Origin of the sequence: Cellulophaga sp. BC115SP (genome assembly GCF_009905545.1) — a bacterium.
Lineage (GTDB): Bacteria > Bacteroidota > Bacteroidia > Cytophagales > Spirosomataceae > Flectobacillus > Flectobacillus rivi.
In genome coordinates, this window is record NZ_JAAALB010000023.1 from 18,713 (window position 1) to 44,927 (window position 26,215).

General features: G+C 37.9%; 16 protein-coding genes. 3 read left to right on the forward strand and 13 right to left on the reverse strand.

The genetic code is table 11. The features are described from left to right. Window positions 1-221: 221 nt before the first annotated feature. The 11 genes from gldF to GVN22_RS16665 form a co-directional block, all read right to left on the reverse strand. Window positions 222-941: a gliding motility-associated ABC transporter permease subunit GldF gene (gldF, locus tag GVN22_RS16615; RefSeq protein ID WP_166552140.1), complete on the reverse strand. Its 720-nt coding sequence runs from the start codon at window positions 939-941 to the stop codon at window positions 222-224. A gap of 140 nt (window positions 942-1,081) precedes the next feature. Then, the gene (locus GVN22_RS16620) at window positions 1,082-1,597 is read right to left on the reverse strand and encodes a DUF4199 domain-containing protein (protein ID WP_166552141.1); all 516 of its coding nucleotides are present in this window, start codon (window positions 1,595-1,597) and stop codon (window positions 1,082-1,084) included. Between the two features lie 57 nt (window positions 1,598-1,654). Next, window positions 1,655-2,182, reverse strand: coding sequence for a DUF4199 domain-containing protein (locus tag GVN22_RS16625; protein ID WP_166552142.1), 528 nt, complete (start codon window positions 2,180-2,182; stop codon window positions 1,655-1,657). Window positions 2,183-2,195: 13 nt separating this feature from the next. Then, window positions 2,196-3,458, reverse strand: coding sequence for a dihydroorotase family protein (locus GVN22_RS16630; protein ID WP_166552143.1), 1,263 nt, complete (start codon window positions 3,456-3,458; stop codon window positions 2,196-2,198). A gap of 85 nt (window positions 3,459-3,543) precedes the next feature. Continuing rightward, on the reverse strand, window positions 3,544-3,924 hold the full coding sequence (gene gcvH / locus GVN22_RS16635; RefSeq protein ID WP_166552144.1) for a glycine cleavage system protein GcvH: 381 nt from the start codon (window positions 3,922-3,924) through the stop codon (window positions 3,544-3,546). A 327-nt stretch (window positions 3,925-4,251) separates the two neighbouring features. Then, window positions 4,252-11,619: a cell surface protein SprA gene (gene sprA / locus GVN22_RS16640; RefSeq protein ID WP_166552145.1), complete on the reverse strand. Its 7,368-nt coding sequence runs from the start codon at window positions 11,617-11,619 to the stop codon at window positions 4,252-4,254. 140 nt (window positions 11,620-11,759) lie between these two features. Continuing rightward, entirely contained in the window at window positions 11,760-12,353 is a 594-nt protein-coding gene (ruvA, locus tag GVN22_RS16645; protein ID WP_166552146.1) for a Holliday junction branch migration protein RuvA, read from the reverse strand. A gap of 315 nt (window positions 12,354-12,668) precedes the next feature. Beyond that, window positions 12,669-14,195 (reverse strand): lytic transglycosylase domain-containing protein, encoded by a 1,527-nt coding sequence (locus tag GVN22_RS16650; RefSeq protein ID WP_166552147.1) that lies wholly within the window; start codon window positions 14,193-14,195, stop codon window positions 12,669-12,671. A 442-nt stretch (window positions 14,196-14,637) separates the two neighbouring features. Further along, complete coding sequence (gatA, locus tag GVN22_RS16655; RefSeq protein ID WP_166552148.1) at window positions 14,638-16,056, reverse strand: Asp-tRNA(Asn)/Glu-tRNA(Gln) amidotransferase subunit GatA; 1,419 nt, start codon at window positions 16,054-16,056, stop codon at window positions 14,638-14,640. A gap of 203 nt (window positions 16,057-16,259) precedes the next feature. Continuing rightward, on the reverse strand, window positions 16,260-16,463 hold the full coding sequence (locus GVN22_RS16660; RefSeq protein WP_095166444.1) for a twin-arginine translocase TatA/TatE family subunit: 204 nt from the start codon (window positions 16,461-16,463) through the stop codon (window positions 16,260-16,262). Between the two features lie 105 nt (window positions 16,464-16,568). Next, window positions 16,569-17,015 (reverse strand): YkvA family protein, encoded by a 447-nt coding sequence (locus GVN22_RS16665; RefSeq protein WP_166552149.1) that lies wholly within the window; start codon window positions 17,013-17,015, stop codon window positions 16,569-16,571. 482 nt (window positions 17,016-17,497) lie between these two features. On the opposite strand from GVN22_RS16665, the gene mdh reads away from it, so the two are divergent. After that, on the forward strand, window positions 17,498-18,436 hold the full coding sequence (gene mdh / locus GVN22_RS16670) for a malate dehydrogenase (protein ID WP_095166440.1): 939 nt from the start codon (window positions 17,498-17,500) through the stop codon (window positions 18,434-18,436). Window positions 18,437-18,577: 141 nt separating this feature from the next. Here the strand turns inward: mdh and GVN22_RS16675 are convergent, their stop codons facing one another. Then, window positions 18,578-19,006: a hypothetical protein gene (locus GVN22_RS16675; RefSeq protein ID WP_095166438.1), complete on the reverse strand. Its 429-nt coding sequence runs from the start codon at window positions 19,004-19,006 to the stop codon at window positions 18,578-18,580. 188 nt (window positions 19,007-19,194) lie between these two features. After that, on the reverse strand, window positions 19,195-20,436 hold the full coding sequence (locus tag GVN22_RS16680; protein ID WP_166552150.1) for an ABC transporter permease: 1,242 nt from the start codon (window positions 20,434-20,436) through the stop codon (window positions 19,195-19,197). Between the two features lie 296 nt (window positions 20,437-20,732). Between GVN22_RS16680 and GVN22_RS16685 the strand changes: the two genes are divergently transcribed. Further along, window positions 20,733-23,738 carry an FAD-binding and (Fe-S)-binding domain-containing protein gene (locus GVN22_RS16685; protein ID WP_166552151.1) on the forward strand — a complete coding sequence of 1,002 codons (3,006 nt, stop codon included), beginning with the start codon at window positions 20,733-20,735 and terminating at the stop codon, window positions 23,736-23,738. Between the two features lie 287 nt (window positions 23,739-24,025). Next, window positions 24,026-26,173 carry a WG repeat-containing protein gene (locus tag GVN22_RS16690; RefSeq protein ID WP_166552152.1) on the forward strand — a complete coding sequence of 716 codons (2,148 nt, stop codon included), beginning with the start codon at window positions 24,026-24,028 and terminating at the stop codon, window positions 26,171-26,173. Window positions 26,174-26,215 lie beyond the last annotated feature (42 nt).

Here is a 26,215-nt window from a genome sequence, read left to right on the forward strand (position 1 = left end):
CATTTCAAAATATAGTATCAAAAAAGGCGGTCGAAATAAGTTTTTCGACCGCCTTTTTTGATGAATAGCCAATACATACCTAACATTTGAGTACTTTTTCCGAATAGGGTTCGACTTAAGTCGAACCCTATTTGGAAAAAGTATTGTGCCTCTATTGGTGAGGAATAATCTCCCATTGACTCAATCAATATCCACTCAGTTAAGTATTTATATCCAACTGCTTATTTCTGCGTAACCTTCAACGTAGTTCCCCACAAGGCAATGGCAATAACGGATATGAAATAAAGAATATTGCGAGAATCAATTAAACCTCTACTCAAGGCTTCGAATTGATAATCCAAGCCAATCTGTTCAAGAATGTAACCAAACGACCCCATGAATGATAATTCTGCCAATTTTCCTACACCATAATATAAAATCAAGCACATCACAAATCCAATCACAAAAGCTACGACTTGATTATCTGTCAAGGAAGAGGAAAATACGCCTAAAGCTGCAAATACACACCCTAAAAAGTACAAGCCAATGTAAGAGGTAATTACAGCAGCAGAATCAATATTTCCTTGCGGATTCCCTAATTGATAAATAGAATAATAATACAAGAGCGTTGGAAGCAAGGCTAACAAAATCAAAAAGCAACTTGCTAAATATTTTCCAAGAACAATTTCCCAAGCGCCAAGTGGTTTGGTAAAAAGTAACTCAATAGTTCCTGTTTTAAATTCCTCTGCAAAAGCTCGCATGGTTATGGCAGGTATCAAAAACAAGAAAATAAATGGTGCAACCTGAAAAAAGGAGGTTAAATCAGCAAAACCATAATCAAGTACATTGTCCTTAAAAAACCAAACAAATAGACCTGTTGCTGTCAAGAATACGCCAATTACGATATAACCAATGAGCGAATTAAGAAAGGAATTAACTTCTTTTTGAAAAATTTGAAACATAGTTGATTTAATGTTTTTGCAGTCTGTTTCAACTGAACACTCCTAGTAAACGAATTTGCTAGTGAAGAAGTATTTCTCCACTAGCAAATTCGTTTTTATCTCTATAAGCAAATTGTCTTTGCCTATGTTCTAGATACAATTTAATCAAATATTGGTTTATCTTTCTTTACAAATGCAGCAATAATCAAAGAAAAGACAAATCCCAATAATATACTTCCCACTACTCCCCACACAAACATGGCACCTGGACTCATAAATACTTTGGACATTTCCATTGCTTGGTCAATCTGCTCAGCCGATAAGCCTTTCTTTTCCATGTCAGCCTCAGCTTTCTTAAAGATTTGATCCATTACAGAAGGATCTATGAACTTCATATACACAAAGCTATAAGCACTTGAAAGGAGTCCACTCACTGCTGACATTAGGGTTCCAATACCAAGTCCCTGCCCGTAACTCATAAAGCCATTATTTTCTTTCTTGTAGGCATTCATAGCCATAAATACTCCAATGCCGATAATTATATAAGCAACGAAACCGACGGCTTGATTGGCCACTAGCCCCAGTACCATTATTAGTGTACTAAAAACTACACTGAAAATACCGATGATAATACCCCATTTAAGCGCAACTTTTGTGGTAGTTGTTTGATTTTCCATGATTGATTTGTTAAAGTTTAGACTTTGGTTTAATAGCAAACTAGCGTTTTGCTAATGCTATTTAACATACTGTCTACGATAATACAAAGAAATCATGATGGATGGTAAAATAGCGATAAGAGGGCGCTGTTTTAGCTCCGTAAATGCAATAGACATAGGATCAATAGCTTTGATACCAGCAATCAAATTATTGAAATATTCTAGATTCGTTTCCTTAATAATCTGCTGTCTGGCGGTGGTATATTCCTTCACGGCTTCTACCACAAACTTCGCTAATAACGCTTGTCCATGCTGTGTTGAGTAAAACAAATACAAACCTCCACCAACAATAGTTGAAGCTGATAAAGCTACCACAAAACATAAAGACAAACCCTCCCAAAAATGAAGTGTCTCATCTGGGTTATTTCTTCGATAGCTTTTTACAGCCAAAACCGAAGCTATCAAAATAAATATATTACTTGGGAATAACTTACCCGAAATCGGGGTAATTCCTATTAAATCAAGAATAACGCTATACCCCAAACAGGCAATACCTGCTAAGGCACCAAACTTGAGGCTATTTTTCCAAAATGTATTATTAAACATAAACTTTTAGATTTTATGCAATCACTACCAAAGCTTTGCCTTTGAATGTTTTACCTAAGAATGGCGTATTTTTAGAATTTGAGAGGATAGTAGAATAGGTCCACTCTTTCTCAGGTTCAAATACGGTCAGGTTAGCCTTCGTACCTTCTGCAATTTGAGGCACGGTTAAGCGTAAAATCTTACGAGGTTGAATCGTTATCTTATCAATCAAGTCTTCTAGCGATAGCCCAACATTGTAGGTATTGGCAACACCAAAAAGCGTTTCTAAACCAATAATTCCAAAATCAGCCATATCAAATTCAAGATTCTTTGACTCATCATCTTGAGGATTATGGTCTGAGACGATGGCATCGATGGTACCATCCGCCAATCCAGCCCATAAAGCTGCTACATCTTTTTGAGTTCTTAATGGTGGATTTACTTTAAAATTAGTATCAAAATCCATCAAATCATCTTCTGTAAAACAAAGTTGATGTACGGCAACATCCGCAGAAATCGGTAATCCTTTCGCTTTAGCTTGACGAATCAATTCTACAGATTCTGCACTAGAAATACAAGCAAAATGTAGTAATGGCAAAGTTGTATCTACTTCAGCAAATGGCGTATCAACTACATATTCCAATAGTTTTAAATCGCGCATTACCATGATTTCTTCGGCCATTTTTGGCATTCCTTTCATCCCAATAAGCGTACTTACAGAACCTTCATGCATTTGCCCAAAGTGTGTCAAATCAGTATCTTCTGGACGATTAATTAAAAGGCTTCCGATTGGCGAAAGATATTGAAGTGTTTTAAGGAAAATATCTGGATTTTGAATAGGGTGTTCTCCATCAGTAAATGCTACTGCTCCAGCGTGATGCAAGTCAATCATTTCGGTAAAATCCTTACCTTCACATTTAAGCGTAACCGCTGCTAATGGATGAAACTTGATAATATCGCCAGATTTACGAAGATAGTGAACGCTCTCACGAGTCTGAACCGTTGGCTTGGTATTAGGCAACAATGCGATTTCAGAGAAACCACCCGCAAGGGCTGCTTTTTCTAGTGAATACAAGCTTTCTTTGTGCTCATAGCCTGGGTCTTTTGCGTGTACACGCATATCGATCCAGCCCAAAGAAACACATAGATTTTCACCTTCAATAATTTCATCAGCTTCGGCAGACAACTGCTCGCCTATTTGGCGAATCACACCGTTTTCGATAAAAATATCTCTGACCTGTCCATTGAGGTCAGCCCCTTTTTGGATAATTTTTGCGGAACGAATCAGAATTTTCATTGTGCTATTTACTCGAATCGTACTTCGAGATATGGTCAAAAAAAAGCCCTGAAAAACAGGGCTTTATACAAAATAGTAATCTAAATTAAAGTCCAATGTGTTGTTTGTAAGTATCAACATCCATCAAGGCTTCTACGTCAGCCAAATTTGATGGTTTGATTTTTACTAACCAACCTTCACCGTAAGCGTCAGAGTTGATAGTCTCTGGTGAGTCTATTACAGTTTGGTTTACTTCAAGGATTTCTCCAGCGATTGGCAAGAACAAATCAGATACAGTTTTTACGGCCTCAACTGTTCCGAAAATATCATTTTCAGCTAAAGTTTGACCTACCGTCTCGATTTCAACATAAACGATATCGCCCAATTCGCCTTGCGCGAAATCAGTAATACCAACGATGGCAACGTCTCCATCTACCTTAATCCATTCATGCTCTTTCGTATAGCGAAGTTCTGCTGGGAAATTCATCTCTTATGCGTTTACAGTTTGTAATTTGATAATTTTGTTGAAGAATTGTGATGCAATTTACTGGAAAAACATCAAAATGACAATCTTTCAAACAATGATTTAGTTTCGCTCAAACTAATGCTATAAATCAAAAGTGAACTTATCTAGAATATCTTTCTGATTAGCAACTCCTTAATAGGACTATACAAAGATTTTCAAACTATTACAGATTTAGAATTTCTGATTTCGGAAATGTAAAAACAGACCTTCATTTTTCACAAAATACAGTTCAGAAAATAGGTAACATAACCTTAATTCAATATCTGCAATAGATGATGTTGGTACTGCTTAGTCAGACAAACTAAATCTTACTTGGAAACCAGCAGCTATCGTTGAGCGATAATACAAGGTAGATACCCACGGGTTATTAAACATCTTGTCGACATACATATTCACATTCAATCGCTTGTTGACATTATAACTTACTTGTGGTCTAAATTGAAAATTAACATATCCATTCGTCACCACAGTTTCAGCATCTAGCTTTCTTTGAATAGTTCTTGTATCTCTAATCGTCAAGTTCATCTGGAACTTCATATCATTCGGCAATCGTACTTTTCGTCCGTTAACCTTAAATGGCACTAGCATATTCGCCTTTGTAAAGCCCATTCCAAAGGTAAAATCCTTATTACTTAGCTCGGCTACTTGCGAGTTGGATAAATTTAAACCTACACTTCTGTCCTGAGCATATTCCAAACGAAGTGAGATTTTGTTTTTAGTCGTAGCGTTAAATCCTATGAATGGTCCAAATTTCTCTTCAAATTTAATCGTACTCATTACATAAACAGGAATCAAATAGCCTTGCTCGTTTACTTTACTAGAAAGTGGATATAGCATATTATCTATTTTCAGCTCAAATGGATTATCATATTCCAAAGACGAAACAAAGTTACCTACCGAGTAGGTCGAACTATATCGGTGCGTAATCGAGATATTCGAGAAACGCTCTTTGAACCAACCAACATTACTCAAACCGTTGTAGTCTAATTGCCAGTTTGGCAATGGAATATTCACAAATGGAGAGAAGCTCACTTTGTTTGGAGAAATACCACTATACGCCGCAAAGAAAGCGGGAATCAATACATCCTGCGAGTTTATATCGTAGGCTTCATTTCCAGTAATAACTCTCGAGGCTTCTAATCTCTGTTTAATGATATTTCTATATGACTTGAATCTGTTAAAAATACCTGAAGACTCATTTGGTGCATTGCTATCAAATGCCGTCAAAAATGACAGGAAGGTCATCTGATAATTACCCGAACGTACTGGACTTTGATGTTTGTATGCGCCTCCCATTTCTGTTGGACGGTAAAATTCTTGGTAATTATCTGTCCTACTCCATTTTCCTTCCAACTGTATTCTAAAGTCTCTAAATGGTTCTATCGAACTACCATAAGTGAAATTTTGTGTTTTGGTTTGGACAAAAGGCACGTTTTGAACAATACTTTTCGATAACCAACCATTGGCGGCTGCTCTTGTTAATACATCATAGTCTTGGCTACCTGTTACAAAGCCAAAACCTGGTGCCGAACCATCAGCAGCACTCATCCCCAAAATTCCAGAGCCTGGCATAAACCCTGGCAACGTTGTAGATTCGTTAATGGTATATCTTACATTGATACCTCGAATAGCCATCATCAAACGGGTTACACTTCGTACGAAAGTTGGCTGAGGTTTGATAATATCTTCATCATCACCTGGGCTTCTTGCCACGTTTTTACGTTCTACCCTTGGTTGGTTCGCCAGACGTAATGCACGCACACGATTGTATAATGCTACAAAGTCAATCTTGCCATTGATACCTCTTTCACGAGTATTTTTAATCAAATTTCCTAAAGGAACATCCAACGAGTCACGACTATCGTACGAACTCGCTAAATACTGATAGCCAAATTTATGACTATACTCAGCCGACATCCAGTCGGTCAGTGGTGACTTATTGAGAGGTAATCTCCAGACAGCACTAAAGTTTTGGTCAAAGTTTTTGGTACGTCCCAAGCTTTTTATGCTTCTCCAAACAGAATCCTTTTTGGCTTGCGTATCTATGTCACCTTGAGGTTCGTCGATAATAGCACGTGCATTGGCAGCGTAGTTTACAATAACGGATTTGGTCAAATTCCAACCTAGATTATATTGTCTTGTAAACATCCAATATTTCTCAAACATTGGTGCTACGCCATCGGTAGTTAGATCGGCATTTCGTAATTGAGTTTTTACAAAATTACGATCCATATCTGCCCTCACCGTAATAGAGTTAGGCAACGGAGAAAAGTTGATTTCTTTAATCCATCTCAACAAAGGATAATCAGACTTTATTCCTTTAAATGGCTCTATCGGTTTACTTGTTCCTGCATAAGCATACATGATACCACCTCTGTGAGAAACTTGTTTATATGCATCTATGAGGGTATTACTTCTAGTCAGTTCTGCAAACGAGTATGAAATGGCAATATTTTCAATATCCCATAAATGTGCTTTCCCTCCTCCTACTTTTATCTTACGAACATTGGTAAGGTTAATTGCTCGACGCTCAGAATTATCTTCTACGATTTTCTGAAGCATAGCTCTCTTCGCTGGATCTGTGATATTATTAAGCGATTGCTCCAAAGGAATATCAGGATCAAGTGGATTAAAATGTGGTGTCGAATTACTTTTGTCATAACTGATATACAAAGGAATTCTTAAACCCCATTTATCTGGGAATAATTTATCCAAATTAATCGTAGCGGCGATTCCATAGGCATAAGAAGTCTCTCGTGAGCGTTCAGAAATTTTAGATTGTACACCTCCAAAGCCATATCCTTTGTAAGAGGCATTCAAGGTAACATTGGCAAAATCTGCCAACTTTAGCCCTAGTTTTCCTACTGCCGCATTACCAGAAGTTTGATCAAATCCATTAGAACGTAATTCGTCGACCCAAATACAAAATGATTTAGGTAGTTCATCCGAAGACTTTGGATTTCTCACCCCAATCATCAGAGACACCACTGCACTCAAGTCTGGGCGACCCACCACACGTACTCGATACAATTGTCCATTATTTCCCACAACACTATCCATAAGATATGGCGTAGTCAAGGCTACTTGTGCCTTATCACGTTTGAGTTTTGCTGCCCGTAAAGCATCAAATGGAATATCTATTTCATTTTCCGCAGGCCAAACTTCTGTATCTAAGTATGAGCTTTTTCCTTTAGGTGTAATCGTCAAACCACGCGTTTCAACCTCATAATAGTTATCTGTTTGATCTGTACCAATTCTTACAAATGCTGAAACATCTCCTGTTCTTGTGTTTGCATCATCTGTTTCAGCATGAATAAACATTTTTAGATTTTTGTAATTCAAGAAATCAAAAACTGTATTCTTAAATACCGCACGCGAATCTCCATCACGCAATCCATCTACACAAAGGGACATAGACTGTTCGTTCAAAGCAACGTTATTCACCGTTGTTACATCACGGTCACGCTGAAACCCTGGAGGAACTGAGTATGGCACTGTTTTGCCTGCTTTGTTAGCAGGTCCATTTTCGTCAATATTTACGGTTGAAACCTTAAAATTAGCATCATAAGGCTCTGGAACTTCCTGTAAACCTCTTGGTGTCAAATCTCCAGTATAAGTACGATACTGATAACCTGATAGTTGAAAAGAAGCAAAACGAAATACTACAGGAGCTTCCCAATCAGTAGTAAACATTCGGATAAAGCGCATAGACTTAAATCCGTTGATATTACCTACTTTATTCGAATAGTTCTTGATAGGGATTCTAAACAAATACCAACTTACGCCTCCCTCTGTGATTTGGTCAACAATATAATTTTGTCCTACTGCCATTTTCTCCTTTTTCATATCGAGCTCATACTCGTAATAGGCATCTGTGTCAGTAATGGTATTATCATTGTTCAAATCCTCTCTATCTGGTTGTTGATTACTTGCTTCTGTATAACCTGATGCGGTACTTGTTGAAGAAGGTGGTGAGTTATTTTCCAAACCCATATAACTCTTATAACGCTTTACAAGGCTGGAGGTACTGCTATATCGTTCGTTTAGATAGTGAATAAAATCATCGCCAGAAGGGTCTTCCTCGATTTCAGATTTCATATTTGCATCAATATTCAACCCTTGAATCGTGCGAACATAATCAGCGAATTTTGCTTTTTCATTCCAAACATTATCAAAACTTGTTGGGTTGTTTGGTAAACCGTCCAAACCAACATCTTGTTGCTCACGACCATTTTGTAAGTCAAAAGCATTGGTTACAAATTGTCGAGTTGGTGCAAGCCCCCAAACAGTTGAGTCTACGTTGGCTAGAGAACCTTGGGTAATTTTTTGCCCTGTAGGAATACCATTTTCAAAATTGTAACGTCCATCTGGGATAAAGTCTTCAGAAATATCACCAAGGTTGAATACTAACTTTCCACCTGTACGGTTACGAATCAAACTGGCCTCTTTATCTTTATCGAAATCTCCAGTGGCACGTACAATACCAGTTCTATTACCAGAATTTGCTGTTGCACCTGCATCAACCTCCGCAAATGGATCCATCATCCAAAACTCTAATGTTTCGATATTGGCATTGTCAAAGTCTGTATCTGAACTAATTGCGCGTGTAATTGCCCCAAAGTTTTTCTTTGGATTAGCTATAAACTGATCTAACTTAGGGTTGTAATTATACATCCCTCTCTCTCCAGGGAAATACGAAACGTCCAAAATTCCCACAGGAACGTTGATGTTATTCGCCACCGAACGGTTAGGGAATAAGGCTTGAGACGAAACTACACGTTCATAAGCATAGTTTGCCACGTCTTGCGAGTTGATGCCAACACTTCCTGTTTCTAAACTACTTGTTCCGTACAAACTATAATCAACTGTATAAGCCGAAATCTTAGCTCTATTAAAATTACTTTCTATTGAGTTAGGAGACGTAATTGGCACAATCGTTTTAGGAACCGACCCCGGTCTCCAAGAATTCGCTTGAGTATTAAGGCTAAAGATATTTCTAGCAGATTCAAAATCGTCAATAAAAGCGTTGCTATTTACAGCACTATTCACACCCGGAATAAGACGAGCAAATTCTCCTTGAAAATCAATGGCAGAGGTTTCTTTGGTCGAAATCAATGGTAGAGCATCCACCAGACGAGTCAAAAGCAAAGACTTTTTCTGAATGGCTGCATCCAAGCCAAACATGGTATTATTGATGGGTTCATTACCAATTTGTACCCTTGTCAAAAAGCTTGGAGGGGTTTCAGAAAGATGCTGTAAAGTACCCCCTAAGTGAATATCCTTCCCTAAAGTATAATCGATGTGTGTTCCTAAAAGTGTACGTATTTGATTATTGAATAAATCTGGCTTTTCATAACAAATCCTAATTTCACGTCCTGAATTGGAAATGCCCGAATTAAGGATTTTTACACGACCTACTTGTGGTTCAACAATGTAGTCTACACCAGGTGTAAGGGCAACACCTCCTGCAGTCACTTGTACGGAGTTACCATCTACCCCCAAAGGTAAATTTACATCACCACCAAGCGACGACTGATAACTACCTTTCAAGAAAAACTTATTCTTACTTGCAATTTGTTGCGCATCGGCAAGCGTCGAAGTGTACAGTTTATCAAATACATACTTATCTACCAATTGAGACTCATCCGCTTCGAATTTCTTTCTAAGTGTACCTCCAAAAGGTTCAAGGACAGGAAAAATGATTTTACCATTTCTGCTATCTACTGTAACGCCTTCAATAAAGTCGAAATTACCATCAGTCTGACGGTCACCGTTTTGGTTCATTTTATCAAGTCCTAAAACTTGAACCAATGGAATATCTTTCACATTTCGACCTTCCAACAAACTTGGATTGTCGATACCTGTATTATCGTCTTTGTAAATAACACGTAACTGAAAACCTGTTTTGGAAATCTGAGAACCATTTAATGAATAAACGTTCTTCATCATCAAATTCCACATCGGGTGGTTCAATACGTTACGGATGGTCGATGACTTCAAAAGTTTTAACACCAACACTTCATTGTCTTGGCGGTTTTGGTAATCTTCCGTTAACTCCCCTACCTTGTATTTTTGCCCATTCATGGTATATTCATAAGACACCGCAAGCACTTCATCATTACGAAGTGGCGTGACCAAGGAGATATAACCCAATTCAGGACTAAAACGATATTCTCTTTCTGTAAGCTTTTTGGCTCCACGCAATACATCAAAGTCGGTACCTTTATCCAAACCATCCGCTACGAGCAAGCTTGTAGTCTGATCAGCCTTACGAATTTCAGCATTTGCCGAATTAGGGTCTAAGTACTTATTGTAAAGCGTATTGTTTTTGTTATTCACAGGCGTACCTCCATTAGCACCTGAAGCAGCTGCAACCCCATTGTTGGGATTATATGGGTTAGTTGGAGCACCTTCTCCTAGATCCGAGAAACCTACGATATTGCGTAGAGTTTCAGTATTTTGAGAACGGTTTGTGACATATACTTCCAAACGAGTAATAGTAATACCAGAAGAAATATAGGCAGTTTCGGTACTCGTAGTACTACGTGAATTTTGTGATAAATCAGTAGACGATGTAGTATTATTGAGTGAGTTCGTTGAAACGCCCGAAGACATCACCGAAACATTTTTTAGCGAACTTTCGTATTTGTTACGGAAAAACGTAGATAAGAAAAAGTGTCTATTTTCATCATAGTTATCAGCACGGATTTCGAAAGTTTTACCCTGAGAGCCACCTTTTAAGGTAATACAATCTTGTTTAGAGCGCTGTTGTGCCGCGACTAAAGTAACATCTACTTTACCAAAACGCATTAAGGTTTTCAAACCAAATAGGTTTTGAACCCCAGGAATGAGTTGGCTATTAAGAGTCCAAGAGGTATTTCCTACTTCGATGTTTTGGAGTATATCTTCTTCATTTGAACGCCAGTTGAGTTTGAGTTGATTTTGAAAATTGAAACTTGCCTTGGTATCAAAGTTGGTATTGAGATTAAACTTATTACCAATTTTTCCTTGAAAGTTAATTTGTGCTTGCTCGTTAAAGTTCAGGTTTCCGATATATCGTTGCTGAACTGGGATGGCTGGGTTATCGATAAACTGTCCGATGTAGCCAATGTCTAGTAAGATATTGCCGTTAGGTTTAAAGTCAATTTCAGACCCACCAAAAATACGGTCAATGGCTGGAGGGAGCTCTATTTTTGGTAAAATACCCCGCCCTCGGGTTTCATCTTTTCCATCTTGAGAGGCAGCGTATTTTTTCCAATAGTCTCGCACAAAACGATTTTGTTGTACCTTCTGATACTCCTCAAAAGTCATTTGCTGTGATGGCCTGTAATTGGCATCTGAGCCTGTCAGTTTTTCATAAACCGTTATACGCCCAGCCGAATCCAATTTGAACTCCGTTGAGGTAGATTTGGTATCCTTTATGATAAATGGAGAAGAAGGCGAACGATCAGAGAAACGGTTAGTATAACGATCTTTGATTTTATATTTGGGACGACGCCCAGATTTTTGTACCGTATCGGCGGGTACAGAAACGCCTAAAAACGGCTTGCTTGTCCAAAGAGACTCAGGACTACGCAGAGGGAACTCCCACGCGAGTGAAGCAAATACCGATAAAACTAAACTTCCAGAAAGTATGTAAAACTTTTTCCTTTGCACAGTTGATTGCTTAAAAGTCAAAATCTTGGTGAATTCAAAATGGCACAACAAAGCCAAAACGTCCAACAAGCTCTTATATTTTGGAACATGGGCTTTTTTTGGAAGCCCATGCTATAATTGAGGCTGAATTGTCTATTAAATTATCGTAAAGCAAGCTTGATAAGTTGCTCAACCGATAGGCTGTCGCCTTCTTTCTTGATAATGGTATCCAAACTCTTTTCTGCCACATTTTTAGGAATACCCAGTGTTACTAGTGCTGCGAGTGCCTCACCACGCACTCTATTGCCAGAAGGAGCCAATAATGGTGTTTGAGTACCTCCTATTAGTATTTCTTTCTTCAACTTATCTTTCAGTTCGATAATAGCACGTTGGGCAGTTTTTGCACCAATACCTTTAATGCTCTGAATCGTTTTGACGTCCTCATTTACCAAAGCCTGACGGATTTCGCCAGATGACAATGACGAAAGCATAATTAAGGCTGTATTGGGTCCAATACCCGAAACACTGATAAGGTCTAAAAACAAGGTTTTTTCGTCAAACTCCTTAAACCCATAAAGCACATGGGCATCCTCACGAATGTTGAGATATGTATAGAGCTTACAACGTTCTGTTCCGTCTTGGAGCGCGCTGTAAGTTTGTAGTGATATTTTGATTTCGTATCCTACTCCTTGGACGTCGATAATAACAAAGGCTGGATCTTTATGCGCAAGCTTACCATCTATATAGGCAATCATAATTCTTTTTGTTTGAATAATAAAGTTTGATATATGGCCGAAGAAATACTCCTAGCAAATCAGAAAGAGGTATTTAATGCAGGTTTTAGAAAATATACAACTCAAGTTTTGCTTGTGCTCACACCAAACTTGTAATATTACTATACAAAATCATACCAGTTTATTGTATTATGGTTAGCATTTTTTTGTGGCAAAAAACAACTTGGATGATAACTTTCCTTGAGAATTGTATCTTTCAAAAATACAGAAAAAGTCCGCATAAGCCAAATTGCCTTTATGCGGACTTTTAAATGATTTAATATCAGTGTAAGTAACTTAAGATACACGAAGCTTCATACCAGCTTTAACAACGTTACCTTTAATTCCATTCATTTTTTTCAACTTTTCTACAGAAATACCTCCATAGCGTTGTGAAATATTCCAAAGGGTATCTCCTTGTTCAACAGTATGAAACTTTACTTTACCCTTACGAATGTCTTCTTTTTCTCTCACATTTGAGCGAGCGTATTTTTCAGAACTTGTTACTGCTGATTCCTTGAAAATCACTAAGGTTTGTCCTGTTTGAATACCAGACTTACGCAGTTTATTCCAAACCTTTAAGTCATACACTTCAACATTGAATTTATCAGCAATGGCAAAAAGATTATCGCCCTTATGAACCTTGTATGTGATTTTTTTAGGTTTACGTTTGATTACCTCCTCTACATCGTCCTCTACTAGTTGTTCAGTAGGTTTGTTTACTACCACAATAGGTACTGAATCTTCACGCGACTGTTGTTGACCTGCTAATTCTACCCCAGCAGGAACAAGCATATTAGTTGGCATTTTTGAAGCAGAATCCATAATCATTAAACGATTTGACCTGAAATATGCCAATTCACTTTTAGGGAGTTTTAGCGAGAAATTACGAGTATTATTTGGTAAAATATGAGTCAGGATATGAGGATTAAGCTTTTGGATGCTTTCCAAATTGATATTAGCCATTGTGGCCAATTTATCTAAATCCAAATAAGAGTTAATCTGAATCGTATCGTGTTCGATCGCTAACTCATAATTTTCAGGCACAATATCATGAGAGTCTGCATGATTCATCATGTACAAAATACCTATGTATTGTGGCACATACCCTCTTGTTTCTTTAGGCAAACAGTTATAAATATCCCAAAAAGTTTGTCCTCCATTACAACGACGAATCGCACGACGAACATTGCCAGGGCCTGTGTTATAAGCTGCCAAAACTAAATGCCAATCTCCAAAAATATTGTACAACTGACGCATATAGCGGCATGCTGCTTCTGTAGCCTTTTCTGGGTCAAATCGCTCGTCTACGTAATCATCAATTTTTAACCCAAAATCTATTCTAGCTGTTTTAGGCATAAATTGCCAAAGCCCGCCCGCACCTACACGAGACATGGCTCTTGGATTCAGTCCAGATTCAATCAAAGAAAGATACTTTAATTCGTCTGGCAAGCCGTATTTTTTGAGATATTTTTCATACAAAGGGAAATACATATCTTTTCGTTCGAGCATTGTTTTCGTGAACGAGGGTTTACGAAAAGCAAAATACTCCACAAACTGATGAGTAGTACTATTGTAAGTCAATGGGATTTCTCTTTGAAGCGCTTCTAAACGAGGCTTAACAATATTAGGGTCAATTAACCATGTAGGTTCTGCAACGGCTGGAGGTGTTGCGGTTTGCGGATACACTGGCTTAACCGAAAGCGTGTCCACTGTTCCTTGATTTTCGGTAGTCGATGAGGCTGCTGATACCTGTGCTTGACTGCTTAGGGCAACCATTAACAGTGAACCTGCCAAAATCGAGCGAAATGTAGTCAATGTCATTTAATTCTCTAATAAGGATTTAAGGAATATAATATCTTTGGCGTGTTATGCGTGCTCAATCCCGTAGGTAAAATGAGAAGCTTTTGAAACACTTTATCTTTTCTAAATTCTTATGGGAAGTGTGTTTATCCGTTCTTTCAAATAAAGTCAATGCTTGGACTTTAAACAAAGTTACTGATTTTTAACTAAGTAAACCACAATTTTATTGTACGACAAAAACAAAGTATTGAATTATTACAAGAAACATTAAGAATACTTCTATTTTAAGGGATTTTCGAAACTCATCCTCTGTGCGTATCTATAGGGTATAAAAAAATTGTGTAGACTAAAGTATTCTACCAAACAAAAAGTCTAACATCAATCTAGGTTTAGACTAATGTTAGACCTCTAAAGTTTATGCTTATCTATGAAATTCTAATCAGTGAATATCAACATCGAAAGACTAATATAAGCTCTTGGCAAAATTCAACAACGCCTCCTCTTGAAATGCCCCTGCCATAATTTGAAACCCGATCGGCATACCATCATTATCGACACCATTAGGAATAGAAATAGCTGGCAAACCTACTACATTGGCTTGAACCGTAAACAAGTCACCCAGATACATTTGGATAGGATCTGATGTCTTCTCCCCTATTTTGTAGGCAGTAGTCGGTGTTGTAGGACAAACCAAAAAGTCATATTCAGACAATAATTGGTCTGTATAATCCTTAATCAATCTTCTCACTTTTTGTGCCTTGGTATAATAAGCGTCATAATAAGAAGCACTCAATACAAAAGTTCCTAACATAATACGGCGCTTTACTTCCTTACCAAATCCTTCAGCTCTTGATTTTTTGTACATCGACATCAAATCTGTTGCTTGATTGGAACGGTGACCATACTTTACTCCATCAAAACGAGATAGGTTTGAGCTAGCTTCAGCCGTTGTTAAAATATAGTAAGTTGGAAGAAAATACTTGATTAATGGAAACTCTACCGCCTCTACCACATGACCAGCAGCTTTCAACGCTTCAAGTTTTGCCCAAGTAGCCTCGCGTACTTCTGGTTGAAGACCTGTACTTTCAACGGCTTCTTTCAAATACCCAATTTTCAAGGTTTTATGGGTTGTATCAAGAGCAGAATATTGAGGAACATCTAAGGTTGAAACAGTACTATCTTGTTCGTCTTTTCCTGCAATTATCTCTAATAATATTGCTGCGTCTTCCACCGATTTAGTAATAGGACCAATACAGTCAAATGACGAAGCATATGCAATGAGACCCCATCTTGACACCCTTGTATAAGTTGGTTTTAAACCCACCAAACCACAAAAACCTGCTGGCATACGTACAGAGCCGCCTGTATCTGTACCCAAAGAAGCTAAGCACATATCTGCTTGTACTGCCACAGCCGAACCACCCGAAGAGCCACCCGCTACACGATTTTCGCCAACTGCGTTGAGACAAGCACCATAGGCTGAGTTTTCGTTGGTCGAGCCCATTCCAAACTCATCACAGTTTTGTGAACCAATAATGATGGCATCAGCATCGATTACCCTTTGAACGGCAGTAGCATTAAATTGAGATTCAAAACCTTCAAGAATTCTACTTCCTGCTGCTGAAGGGTGATCTTTATAGCACAACAGGTCTTTAATACCAATCACCATACCTGCCAATTTACCAGCAGTTCCAGCTTTGATTTTTTGATCAATTTCATCAGCTTTTGCCAATGCTTCTTGATCAAACACTTTCAGGAAGGCATTTAATTGGGTATTTTTTTCAGTAATATTTTGAAGATAAAATTCTACAAGTTGGCGGCAGGTAATATCTCCTGCATATAAATCAGCTTGAATACTCTGTAGTGATGTATAATTTTTCAAGGTAACAGAAAGTAAATAAAATGGTAATGACTATAAAAAAACAAGAGCATAGTCAGGATTGCTATGCAAACCTAACTATGCAATTATGTAAGGTAATAAGTACAGGAAAACAATGTGTTACACACTATTTTCGGCAATTTGATTATGTTACGATTGGCACTAAGTTTTATCACTCAGTTATACAAATCAAATACGAGCCAATACTATTTTGTATCGTCCAAACCTTTTGTAATCTGCTCCTGAACGTCTTTTTGTGCATCTTTGAATTCTTTGATACCTTTACCCAATCCCTTCATTAATTCAGGCAATTTTTTTCCACCAAAGAATAACAACATAGCTAAGCCAATCAATAGTAATTCGCCACCACCTAAACCGTTCAAGAATAATAAGATTGAAGTCAGTTCCATTTCTGTATTGAGTTAAAATTTTTGTAAATATACTTAATGATTTTGGAATATGGACTTTTCATTACCGATATTTTGGCAATTAGTGTCCGAAGAATTTAGGTTTACTTATTCGATACTAAAGTCTTGAAAAAGTTGATTTCTTTCCCAAGCTTCAAAGTTCTCGATGTCTTCGTGCAATGCTCTAAATAGCCATAACACAATAGCGAGGTCATCCGTTAAGCCAATTATCGGCAAAATATCTGGAATTACATCTATTGGCGACACAAAGTAAATCAAAACTGCTACAATTTTGAGAATTGTTGGCCAAGGTACTATACGGTATTGTCCCGATACGTATGCTTTTACCATTCTCGACAAAGTTGTTAGCTTGTCCGTTAAGACCTGACCAACCCCTTTATTTTCTTTATCAGCAACATCTTTTGCTTTAGAAAGCACCTCTCTTAGCAACTCTAAAAGAGCCAAACTTCCCATAGCATATTTGCTAGCTTTTTTGGTTGCACTCTTAAAAAATATTGAATTTAATACTCTCGAAGCTAAATCGTCTTGTGCCATACTTTTTAATAATTTAACTGAACATGGGCACTATTTTATCTATATTTCGCTTAACATAGTATAGCTAATTTTCAAAAATTGTTACCCTCAAAATTTACCGAAAGTTAGTAAATTTAATATTGCGGTAAAACATAAAACGCTACAAGCGGCGTTTTTGATATATAAACCGTTTAAATTATTCATAAATGATGAGATAAATCAATTGATAATCAAAAGATTGTTTATCTTTTGATTATCAAACATACAAACAAAGTTATTGAGAAGGCAAATATACCATTTAGCAACTTTCCTATAAAAAATTTACATAATTTTAGAAATCCATGTTTTCAGAATGCCTAAATGCTTTACATTTGTAGGGTCTTGCTACAAAGACTAACAATGCAAAAACGTACATGTTTGAGCAAAATTCAAGGCGTTGTTCTCCATTATGAAAGCATTGATTGAATCATTCTATTTAACAAAACAATTAATCAAAAATCATCATGTCTAAAATAACTGTCGTGGGTGCAGGGGCCGTGGGTGCTACTACTGCCGATAACATTGCTCGTAAAGAATTAGCAGACGAAGTCGTGTTGCTGGATATTAAGCAAGGGTTTGCAGAAGGAAAAGCCTTAGATATGTTCCAAACAGCTGCGCTATTGGGCTGGGACACAACTTTAACTGGTGTTACGAATGATTACTCAAAAACTGCTAATTCAGACGTAGTAGTTATTACGTCGGGGCTTCCACGTAAACCAGGTATGACTCGCGAAGAACTCATTGGAGTGAACGCTGGCATTGTTAAATCGGTAGTGGACAATATCTTGCAATATTCACCAGATGCCATTTTTGTAATCGTTTCAAATCCTATGGATACAATGACCTATTTGGCATTGAAAGCGTCGGGGCTTCCTAAAAACCGTATCATTGGTATGGGTGGTGCTTTGGACTCGGCTCGCTTCAAGTGCTATTTGTCATTGGCCATGAATGTTTCTCCAAACGACCTTCATGCTACAGTAATTGGTGGTCACGGTGATACTACCATGATTCCATTGAAGCGCCTTGCTACTTGGAACGGTACGCCTGTAGCCAACTACTTGGATGGGGCAACACTTGATAAAGTAGCGGCAGATACCATGGTAGGTGGAGCAACACTTACGGGTTTATTAGGTACTTCGGCTTGGTATGCGCCTGGTGCAGCATCGGCAGCGGTAGTAGAATCAATCATCCGTGATGAAAAACGTGTAATTCCTTGCTCGGTATTCCTCGAAGGCGAATATGGTCAATCTGATATTTGTTTGGGTGTACCAGTTGTTCTTGGTAAAACAGGTTGGGAAAAAATCATTGATTACAACCTCAATGAAGAAGAGCAAGCATTGTTTAGCAAATCAGCGGATGCAGTTCGTAATATGAACAACGTACTTTCAACACTTAGTTTGTAGTTGTGTGATTGAGAAATGGGTGATTATTACAAAAACTCATTTCTCTTACTTTATTATCGACTAGAAGAACATAATAAAAGGCGACTTCAAATTTGAGGTCGCCTTTTAATTTTTATTTAAAAAAGATTAAATCGTAAAAAACTATCTTCCTTCTGGAGCAAAATCTAAACGTGTGACAAAGTATTCCGTATCACCCATCCAAGAAAACTTCATATATCGTTGTTCATAATGCAAACGAACGCGCTTGCCTGTAAGCATGGCATCTTCTAACTGTTGAACAATTTTTTCGTCGTTATTATCTACCGTAAAAGCCCACATATTATTCACCATATTCCCCACTTGTCCTTGCGCACCTACGTTGAGTTCTCCTTCAAAAGTTTTGAACATCACCCCTTTTTTAGAGAATTTTGACACTACCCCTGCTCGCTCTCCTTCAGAATATGAGATTTTTGTAAGTAAAAAAGACCCAACAACCGCTAAAAGTGCGATACTGATGATACTGATAATTAATTTTCTAAAAAATGCACTAGTGGCTTTTTTTGCGGCGTCGAATTGTTCGTTGAATGCCATACTTGTTTGGACGTTTTGGGTGAAAATTATCTTGCTGTTTATGAAGCTGACACTATCATTTTAAAAGCATCAACTGTACTTCTTATTGATTTCTTATTCTGTGAAAAGACCATTATTATAGTCTTTTCAAATTTGCGAAACTTTAAGAAGCTTTACAATACATCAGACGAGATAAATTCAAAAGGACACTATTTTGAACGAATCGCGGTAACAGGGTCCATTCTGGCAGCCGACCATGCAGGAATAATTCCTGATAAAACACCAATGACTGTTGAGGTAAACAAACCCCAGAAAATATTTTTAAAGCTCAAAATCAAGGTCAATGAGCCTAACGGTAAAAGGGAGATGAGCCACACAATGCCAATACCTACAAAGCCACCAATCAAGCTTAACAAGACCGACTCAAAAAGGAATTGAAACAAAATAAAATAGTTTTTAGCTCCTAGCGATTTTTGAATACCGATGATATTAGTACGCTCTTTTACCGACACAAACATAATATTGGCAATTCCGAAACCTCCCACTAGCAAGGAGAATAACGCAATAAAAAAGCCGCCAACGTTGAGTTGAGCAAAAATCGAATCGAAGAATTTCACTGCACCATCGAGCCTATTAATAGAAAAATTTTCCTCTTGTGCGGGTTTTAAACCTCTTCGTCCACGCATCAAACCCGTAACCTCACCTTCGAGTGTTTCTTGTCCAGCATCCCAATCAAAAGCTTTGATAGCAATATCTGGCTCAGGTTGATCTTTCTGGAAAACATTGGCATAGGTAGTATATGGGATATACGCTCTATCGTCGGGCGAACCGCCCAAGCTAATCAAGTCTTCTCCTTTGAGATTCATCGTTCCGATTACTCTAAACTTGATCCCATTCACTTTGATTTCCTCTCCAATCACATCGCTTTGGTTCGGGAATAAAGCCGCTTTTACCTTTGCACCCAAAATAATAGAGAAAGCAGAGTTATCTGTTTCACTTGGCATGAAATATCGCCCTTCGCCCACTGGCACATCCGAAATAGCATTATAGTCATAGCTCACGCCAGCCAATCGCACCTCCATACTATTGCTTTTGCGTTTTAGGGTTGTCATACGCCCATCCATAATAGAAATTGCTTGCGCATTTTCTAAATTATCCTTCAAATACTGGTATTCGGCATACTTCATATTAGGACGATTGATATACTTCCACCAAGGATAGCTATTACTCATAATCCAAGGCCATTTTCCTACATAAACTACGCCTTTTCCAAATGAATCAATTTGGCTCCTGATGTTCATATTCATTGAATCTACCACAGTAAATACGGCTACAATAGAAAATATACCCACAGTTACACCCAACAATGACAGGGTTGTACGTAGAAGATTTGTGCGTAAAGCTTGCCATGCGAAGCGAAAGCTTTCAAAAATTTGTCGAAGAAACTTCATATATGCTACAAGATGAATAAACGTACGAAGACACCCTTTAGAGTTTTCTCATAAATGGTAATTTAAAATTACGAGAGTGTACTTCGAAATCAAATCAAGAAATGACCAATAGCACTTTCTGACAGCATGAGTGGCAATATAAGTTTAAGACTGGAAATAAAGTTGAAAACTTTGTTCATTATTGTAACATCAAATCCTAAATTTACGGACGGTTTTACCTACTCACTAACCGATTCTTTCATAATTGTTCAAATGACATGAAAGATTAGTTATTCTAATCCTAATGGCTCAAAGGCATGTCAAAAAAGCTTACGATTTCTAATTTCCAAGACTTGCAAGTCAATTTTGCAGGCGAGTTGTACTATGATAATTCGGCAGAGCACCAAGCTCAGAAGTTGATCTATTCGACCGACGCCTCTGTTTATCAAGAAAAACCTATCGCAGTGGCAGTGCCCAAAAATGCAAGCGATATTCAAACTTTGATTCGTTTTGCCAACGAATATCACCTGACGCTGATTCCTCGGTCGGCTGGAACATCGCTGGCTGGACAGGTAGTTGGGAAAGGTATTATCGTGGATATTTCGAAATATCTCAATCAGGTTTTGGAAGTCAATGTGGAGGAACGTTGGGTGCGAGTGCAACCTGGTGTAATACGTGACGACCTAAATGCTTATCTCAAGCCCTACGGTTTACTTTTTGGTCCAGAAACCTCCACGTCTAGTCGTGCTATGATTGGAGGTATGATAGGTAATAACTCTTGTGGGCTTCATTCAATCGTGTGGGGCGATACCCGTACGCATTTGCTTGAAGCAAAAGTGTTATTGAGCGATGGTACAGAAGCCGAATTTAAAGCTCTGGATAGACCAAGTTTTTATGAGAAAGCAAGGCTCAAAACCTTAGAAGGGCATATTTACCGTGAAGTCCATCGTGCCCTCAATAATCCTTTTATTCAAGAGTCTATTGAAAAAGCTTTCCCCAACAAAAATCTAACACGACGCAATACAGGATATGCTTTGGATATGCTGAGCGACAACGAGATTTTTCAACCTCAATCCACAAAACCATTTAACTTTTGCCAATTACTCTCTGGCTCTGAAGGAACACTGGCATTTGTGACGGAGGCTAAAATCAATCTTCTTCCCCTACCTCCTACCGAATCGGCATTAGTATGTATTCATTGTAACTCGATTGGCGAATCGCTTCATGCCAACTTGATTGCACTGAAACACCGACCAATGGCTTCAGAATTGGTAGATAAATACATCCTAGATTTTACCAAAGGACACCACGAATATCATAAAAATAGATTTTTTATTGAAGGCGACCCTCAAGCTATCTTGATGGTTGAATTTATGGCAGATACGCAGGAACAGCTTTCCAAACTGTGTGATGCCATGATTAAAGATTTGAAAGAGGCTAATTTGGGATATGCGCATCCAATCATCAGAGGCGCCGATACCAAACCCGCTTGGGACGTCCGCAAAGCTGGACTTGGATTGATTCGAAATCTACCGGGAGATACCCAGCCAGTCAATCTTATCGAGGACTGTGCCGTAGCTCCAGAACACTTGCCTGCTTACATTGAAGAACTTCATGCCTTATTAGAAAAACATGGATTGAATGCTTCTTATTATGCCCACGCAGGTGCTGGAGAATTACACGTAGAGCCAATGATTAACCTCAAAACTGAGGAAGGAAAGCAATTATTTAGAACCGTATTGGCCGAGACCGCAGCTTTGGTCAAAAAATACGATGGTTCTTTGAGTGGCGAGCACGGCGACGGTCGTTTACGTGGTGAGTTTATTCCTTTTATGATGGGCAAAGAAGTCTATGATTTGTTCAGAGAGATTAAAGGAATTTTTGACGAGAAAAAGATTTTTAACGCCAATAAAATTGTAGATACTCCTCCAATGAACGAATTCTTGCGATATGACGCAGGAAAAGTTCCTAACAAGGTAAATACTATTTTCGATTTCAGTAAACAGGAAAGCATTTTACGATTAGCTGAAAAATGTTCAGGCTCAGGCGATTGCCGTAAAACCGAAGTTACTGGTGGTACCATGTGTCCAAGTTATATGGCAACTCGACAAGAAAAAGATACCACGCGTGCAAGAGCCAATATTTTACGTCAATTTTTAACTAATTCTACCCAAGAAAATCCATTTAATCATCCAGAAATCAAGGAAGTAATGGATTTATGTTTGTCTTGTAAAGGCTGTAAAGCAGAGTGCCCATCACAAGTAGATATTGCCAAGATGAAAGCTGAATTTCTTCAGCACTATTATGATGTCAATGGTATTTCTTTCAGAACCAAAATGATTGGTAGTTTTACCAAATCACAGGCATTAGGAATGGCATTTCCAAGAGTATATAATTTCTTTGCTCAGAACGCTGTAACAAGTAAATTCATCAAAAAAACCTTAGGGTTTGCCCAAGAAAGAAGTTTGCCTACGCTCGGCAATATAACCCTGCGTAACTGGCAATTGAATCGCTTGAAAACACAAGCCAAACGCCAGAAAAATAGCATCAAGCCTTTTAACGGAAAACCAAGTAAGGTTCGAAAACAAGGAAAAGTATATCTATTCTGTGACGAGTTCACCAATTATAATGATGTCGAATTAGGCAAAGTGACTATCAAATTGTTGACAGCACTGGGCTACGAAGTTCATATTCCAGAACATATCGAAAGTGGACGTACCTATTTGTCAAAAGGTATGGTCAGAAAGGCACAAAAAATTGCGATTCAGAATGTAAAACTGTTGGCAAAAGCTCTCGAAGACCAAAGTCCTATCATTGGAATAGAGCCATCAGCGATTCTAACATTACGTGATGAATATCTCGATTTGGTACCTGCTGAATATCGTGCAGAGGCGGAGCTGGTTGCTGATAATACTTATTTGATTGACGAATTTTTGGCACAAGAAATAGATAAAAAACATATTTCGCCAGATTGGTTTACGAAAGAAAAGCGCTTAATAAAATTGCATGGTCACTGCCATCAAAAGGCTTTATCTTCGCTAATTCCTACCAAAAAACTTCTTTCGTTACCTAAAAACTTCGAAGTGCAACTCATTCCTTCGGGTTGTTGCGGAATGGCAGGTTCGTTTGGTTATGAGGAAGAACATTATGAAACTTCCATGAAAATTGGCGAGTTAGTACTTTTCCCAACAGTGCGTCAACAACCAGAAGAGGTAATCATTGCAGCACCTGGTACTAGTTGTCGTCATCAAATCAAGGATGGTACAGGCAGAACCGCATTACACCCTGTCGAAATTTTATGGAATGCTTTGAATGAATCCTAAGATAGGCTTGGTCTCAAAAGAATATTGACATGTTATTACTAAAACATCTTTGGGTAATACAAATGGTTTCTCAAGCATTTGTATTATCTTTAAAGGTGTTTTTTAGAAACGTATAAGACTTGTCCCATAAACGTCATTTACTTACATTTGTAAGAGGATAACGCTCAAAATCAAGTTTTTTTGCGCAATACTTAATACAAAAGTGCTTTACCCATTATTTTAATTGCCCCTTAAACACAACATCACTATCGAAAACCCGACCCTTAAGTATAGAAGCCCTAATTAAGATGAAAAAAAAATTACTCCTAACGCTATTACTCAGTTATTGCCACTACAATTTTGCTCAACAAGCCATTTCGGCAGCCAAAAAAGACTCAACCAATACCTTTATTGGTGATATGCGCGTAACCGAACGACTAGAGTCCGTCGGTACGGCTCGTAAGCAAACGGTGAATATACTTCGTTCAAAATTAGAAGTATTGGAAAAAAATAACCGAAATCCTTTAGTTGTAGAACTCTCTTCCGTGTCTAGCTCCGCAGACAAATCCACGTCAACCGAAACATTCGCCAGTCTTATTGCCAAGTTAGACAAAAAATATAAAGCGGATATTCGTAGCATCGAAACAGACAACATCAGAGATATTTTTCAGATTGAACAAAAAAGCGAAATCAAAAGTCGCCATTCTGCAGTGGTTTCGGCACAATGCTTTTCTGCAAAGAATGATGGGAATTTTGTAAAAATGAATGACCTTGACGGAGAGGAAATTGTAGGATTCCCGCTCGAATCGTTCAAAGGAAACTCTCGCTACGGATTGGTAGAAAACTACCATCAAGGTTTTGCTCGTATCAAGAAAGACCAAGTGTTTGGATACTTGAATTACTGTGGCGACGAAGTGATTCCATGTCAATTTGAAAAAGCAGAGAATTTTAACGACGGAAAAGCACTCGTTAAAAAATTTGAATGGTATTTCATAGATGTATATGGCAATGAAAGTGAAGCCCTCGAAAATGTTGTAGAAGCAAAAGCTCTCAAATATGGTATTAGTGTTGCGAAATTCAAAAATGGCAAATTTGCCCTTATCGACAACTCTTACGACCAATCTAAAAAAGTATTATCTGAATACTATGATGAAATTTTAGCCTTCAATCGTGAACTCCTAAGAGTTAGGATTGGTAAGTTCTTTGGACTTATCAAATACGACGGTACAGTCAAAATTGACCCTATTTACGATAACCTTAGCGCAACTACCGAGCAAGGCAAATGGATGATTATTGAACAAAATAAGAAAATGGGTTTGATGGATACCGAAGGTAATATTCGTCTAAAACCTATTTTTGAAAGTATCATTCCTATGCCTGTTGACCCAAGTATTGCTACTGTAAATTTGGGTTTAGCCAAAGATGAAACAGGCTTTAAATTAGTAGATTTCAAAGACCTTCGCACTAGTAAATCGTATCTTTCTATAGGAGAATTTAACCGCTTTGGACTAGCTCCTATTAAGGACGGGAAGTATTTTGGTTTTATCAATACTGACCTCAAAGTAGTGATTGACCCTGTTTATCGTAGTTTGGGAAGTTTCAACCAATACGGTTTGATTTCAGCTTGTAAAGATGTAAGCAATGCTGTTCGTTGTGGTTATATCAAACATGATGGAACAGAAGTAATTCCATTGGCTTATGACGAAGTTGCCAATTTCAATAAATTTGGGTTGGTAGTTGTACGTGAAAATGCCAAAAACTGTAGCATTCCATCTGGTAACTGTAAAGTAGATATGGTTTATGATAAGAATGGAACAGTAGTAATTGGAAAAACAAACGAAGTAGCTCCTATTGGCATCAGATATGCCACAACAGATACTATTTTCAATGGAAACTATGTGGTAGTAAAAACTTTTACACCCAACAAAGATGGTGATGAAGAAATGGAGTTTAACTTGGTAGAACGTGCCAACGCTCGTCGTATCACTGCACAAGGATACAAGTCTATTCGTAAATTTGATGCCAACCAGTTATTCCCAGTATTGAAAGAAGGCAAATGGGGACTTATTGATACTTCGGGTCGTGTAGTTGCAAAACCAGCCTACAAAGAAATGTTGTATTCGACGGAAGGTTTATACGGTGTAAAATTTGATAATGGTAAATATGGTTTTATCGATAAAAAGGGAAAAGTCCAAATAGCCTTCGACTATGACGAAATACGGCCTTTCAATAATGGTTTGGCTGTCGTGTCAAAAGGCAATGGAAAGCTTGGAATTATCAATAAATTCAATGCTAAAATTGCTCCATGTTCCTTTAATGAAATCAATATTTTGCCCGCTACCAAGCAATTCGAACTCATAGACTCATCGGGAGGAAAGTTCATTCTTAACAGTAGCGGAGATTGTGTTACCAATTGTACGAAATTTGACGAAATCCGTAAAATGGCAAACCAATAAGATTTTTTACTGTAATTTTGCAAAATCCATTATCCTCCACGA

Bases quoted from the DNA above. Each gene is read 5' to 3' on its own strand.
- gldF (WP_166552140.1), bottom strand. From the start codon at position 941: ATGTTTCAAATTTTTCAAAAAGAAGTTAATTCCTTTCTTAATTCGCTC.
- GVN22_RS16620 (WP_166552141.1), bottom strand. From the start codon at position 1,597: ATGGAAAATCAAACAACTACCACAAAAGTTGCGCTTAAATGGGGTATT.
- GVN22_RS16625 (WP_166552142.1), bottom strand. From the start codon at position 2,182: ATGTTTAATAATACATTTTGGAAAAATAGCCTCAAGTTTGGTGCCTTA.
- GVN22_RS16630 (WP_166552143.1), bottom strand. From the start codon at position 3,458: ATGAAAATTCTGATTCGTTCCGCAAAAATTATCCAAAAAGGGGCTGAC.
- gcvH (WP_166552144.1), bottom strand. From the start codon at position 3,924: ATGAATTTCCCAGCAGAACTTCGCTATACGAAAGAGCATGAATGGATT.
- ruvA (WP_166552146.1), bottom strand. From the start codon at position 12,353: ATGATTGCCTATATAGATGGTAAGCTTGCGCATAAAGATCCAGCCTTT.
- GVN22_RS16650 (WP_166552147.1), bottom strand. From the start codon at position 14,195: ATGACATTGACTACATTTCGCTCGATTTTGGCAGGTTCACTGTTAATG.
- GVN22_RS16660 (WP_095166444.1), bottom strand. From the start codon at position 16,463: ATGGAACTGACTTCAATCTTATTATTCTTGAACGGTTTAGGTGGTGGC.
- GVN22_RS16665 (WP_166552149.1), bottom strand. From the start codon at position 17,015: ATGGCACAAGACGATTTAGCTTCGAGAGTATTAAATTCAATATTTTTT.
- mdh (WP_095166440.1), top strand. From the start codon at position 17,498: ATGTCTAAAATAACTGTCGTGGGTGCAGGGGCCGTGGGTGCTACTACT.
- GVN22_RS16675 (WP_095166438.1), bottom strand. From the start codon at position 19,006: ATGGCATTCAACGAACAATTCGACGCCGCAAAAAAAGCCACTAGTGCA.
- GVN22_RS16680 (WP_166552150.1), bottom strand. From the start codon at position 20,436: ATGAAGTTTCTTCGACAAATTTTTGAAAGCTTTCGCTTCGCATGGCAA.
- GVN22_RS16685 (WP_166552151.1), top strand. From the start codon at position 20,733: ATGTCAAAAAAGCTTACGATTTCTAATTTCCAAGACTTGCAAGTCAAT.
- GVN22_RS16690 (WP_166552152.1), top strand. From the start codon at position 24,026: ATGAAAAAAAAATTACTCCTAACGCTATTACTCAGTTATTGCCACTAC.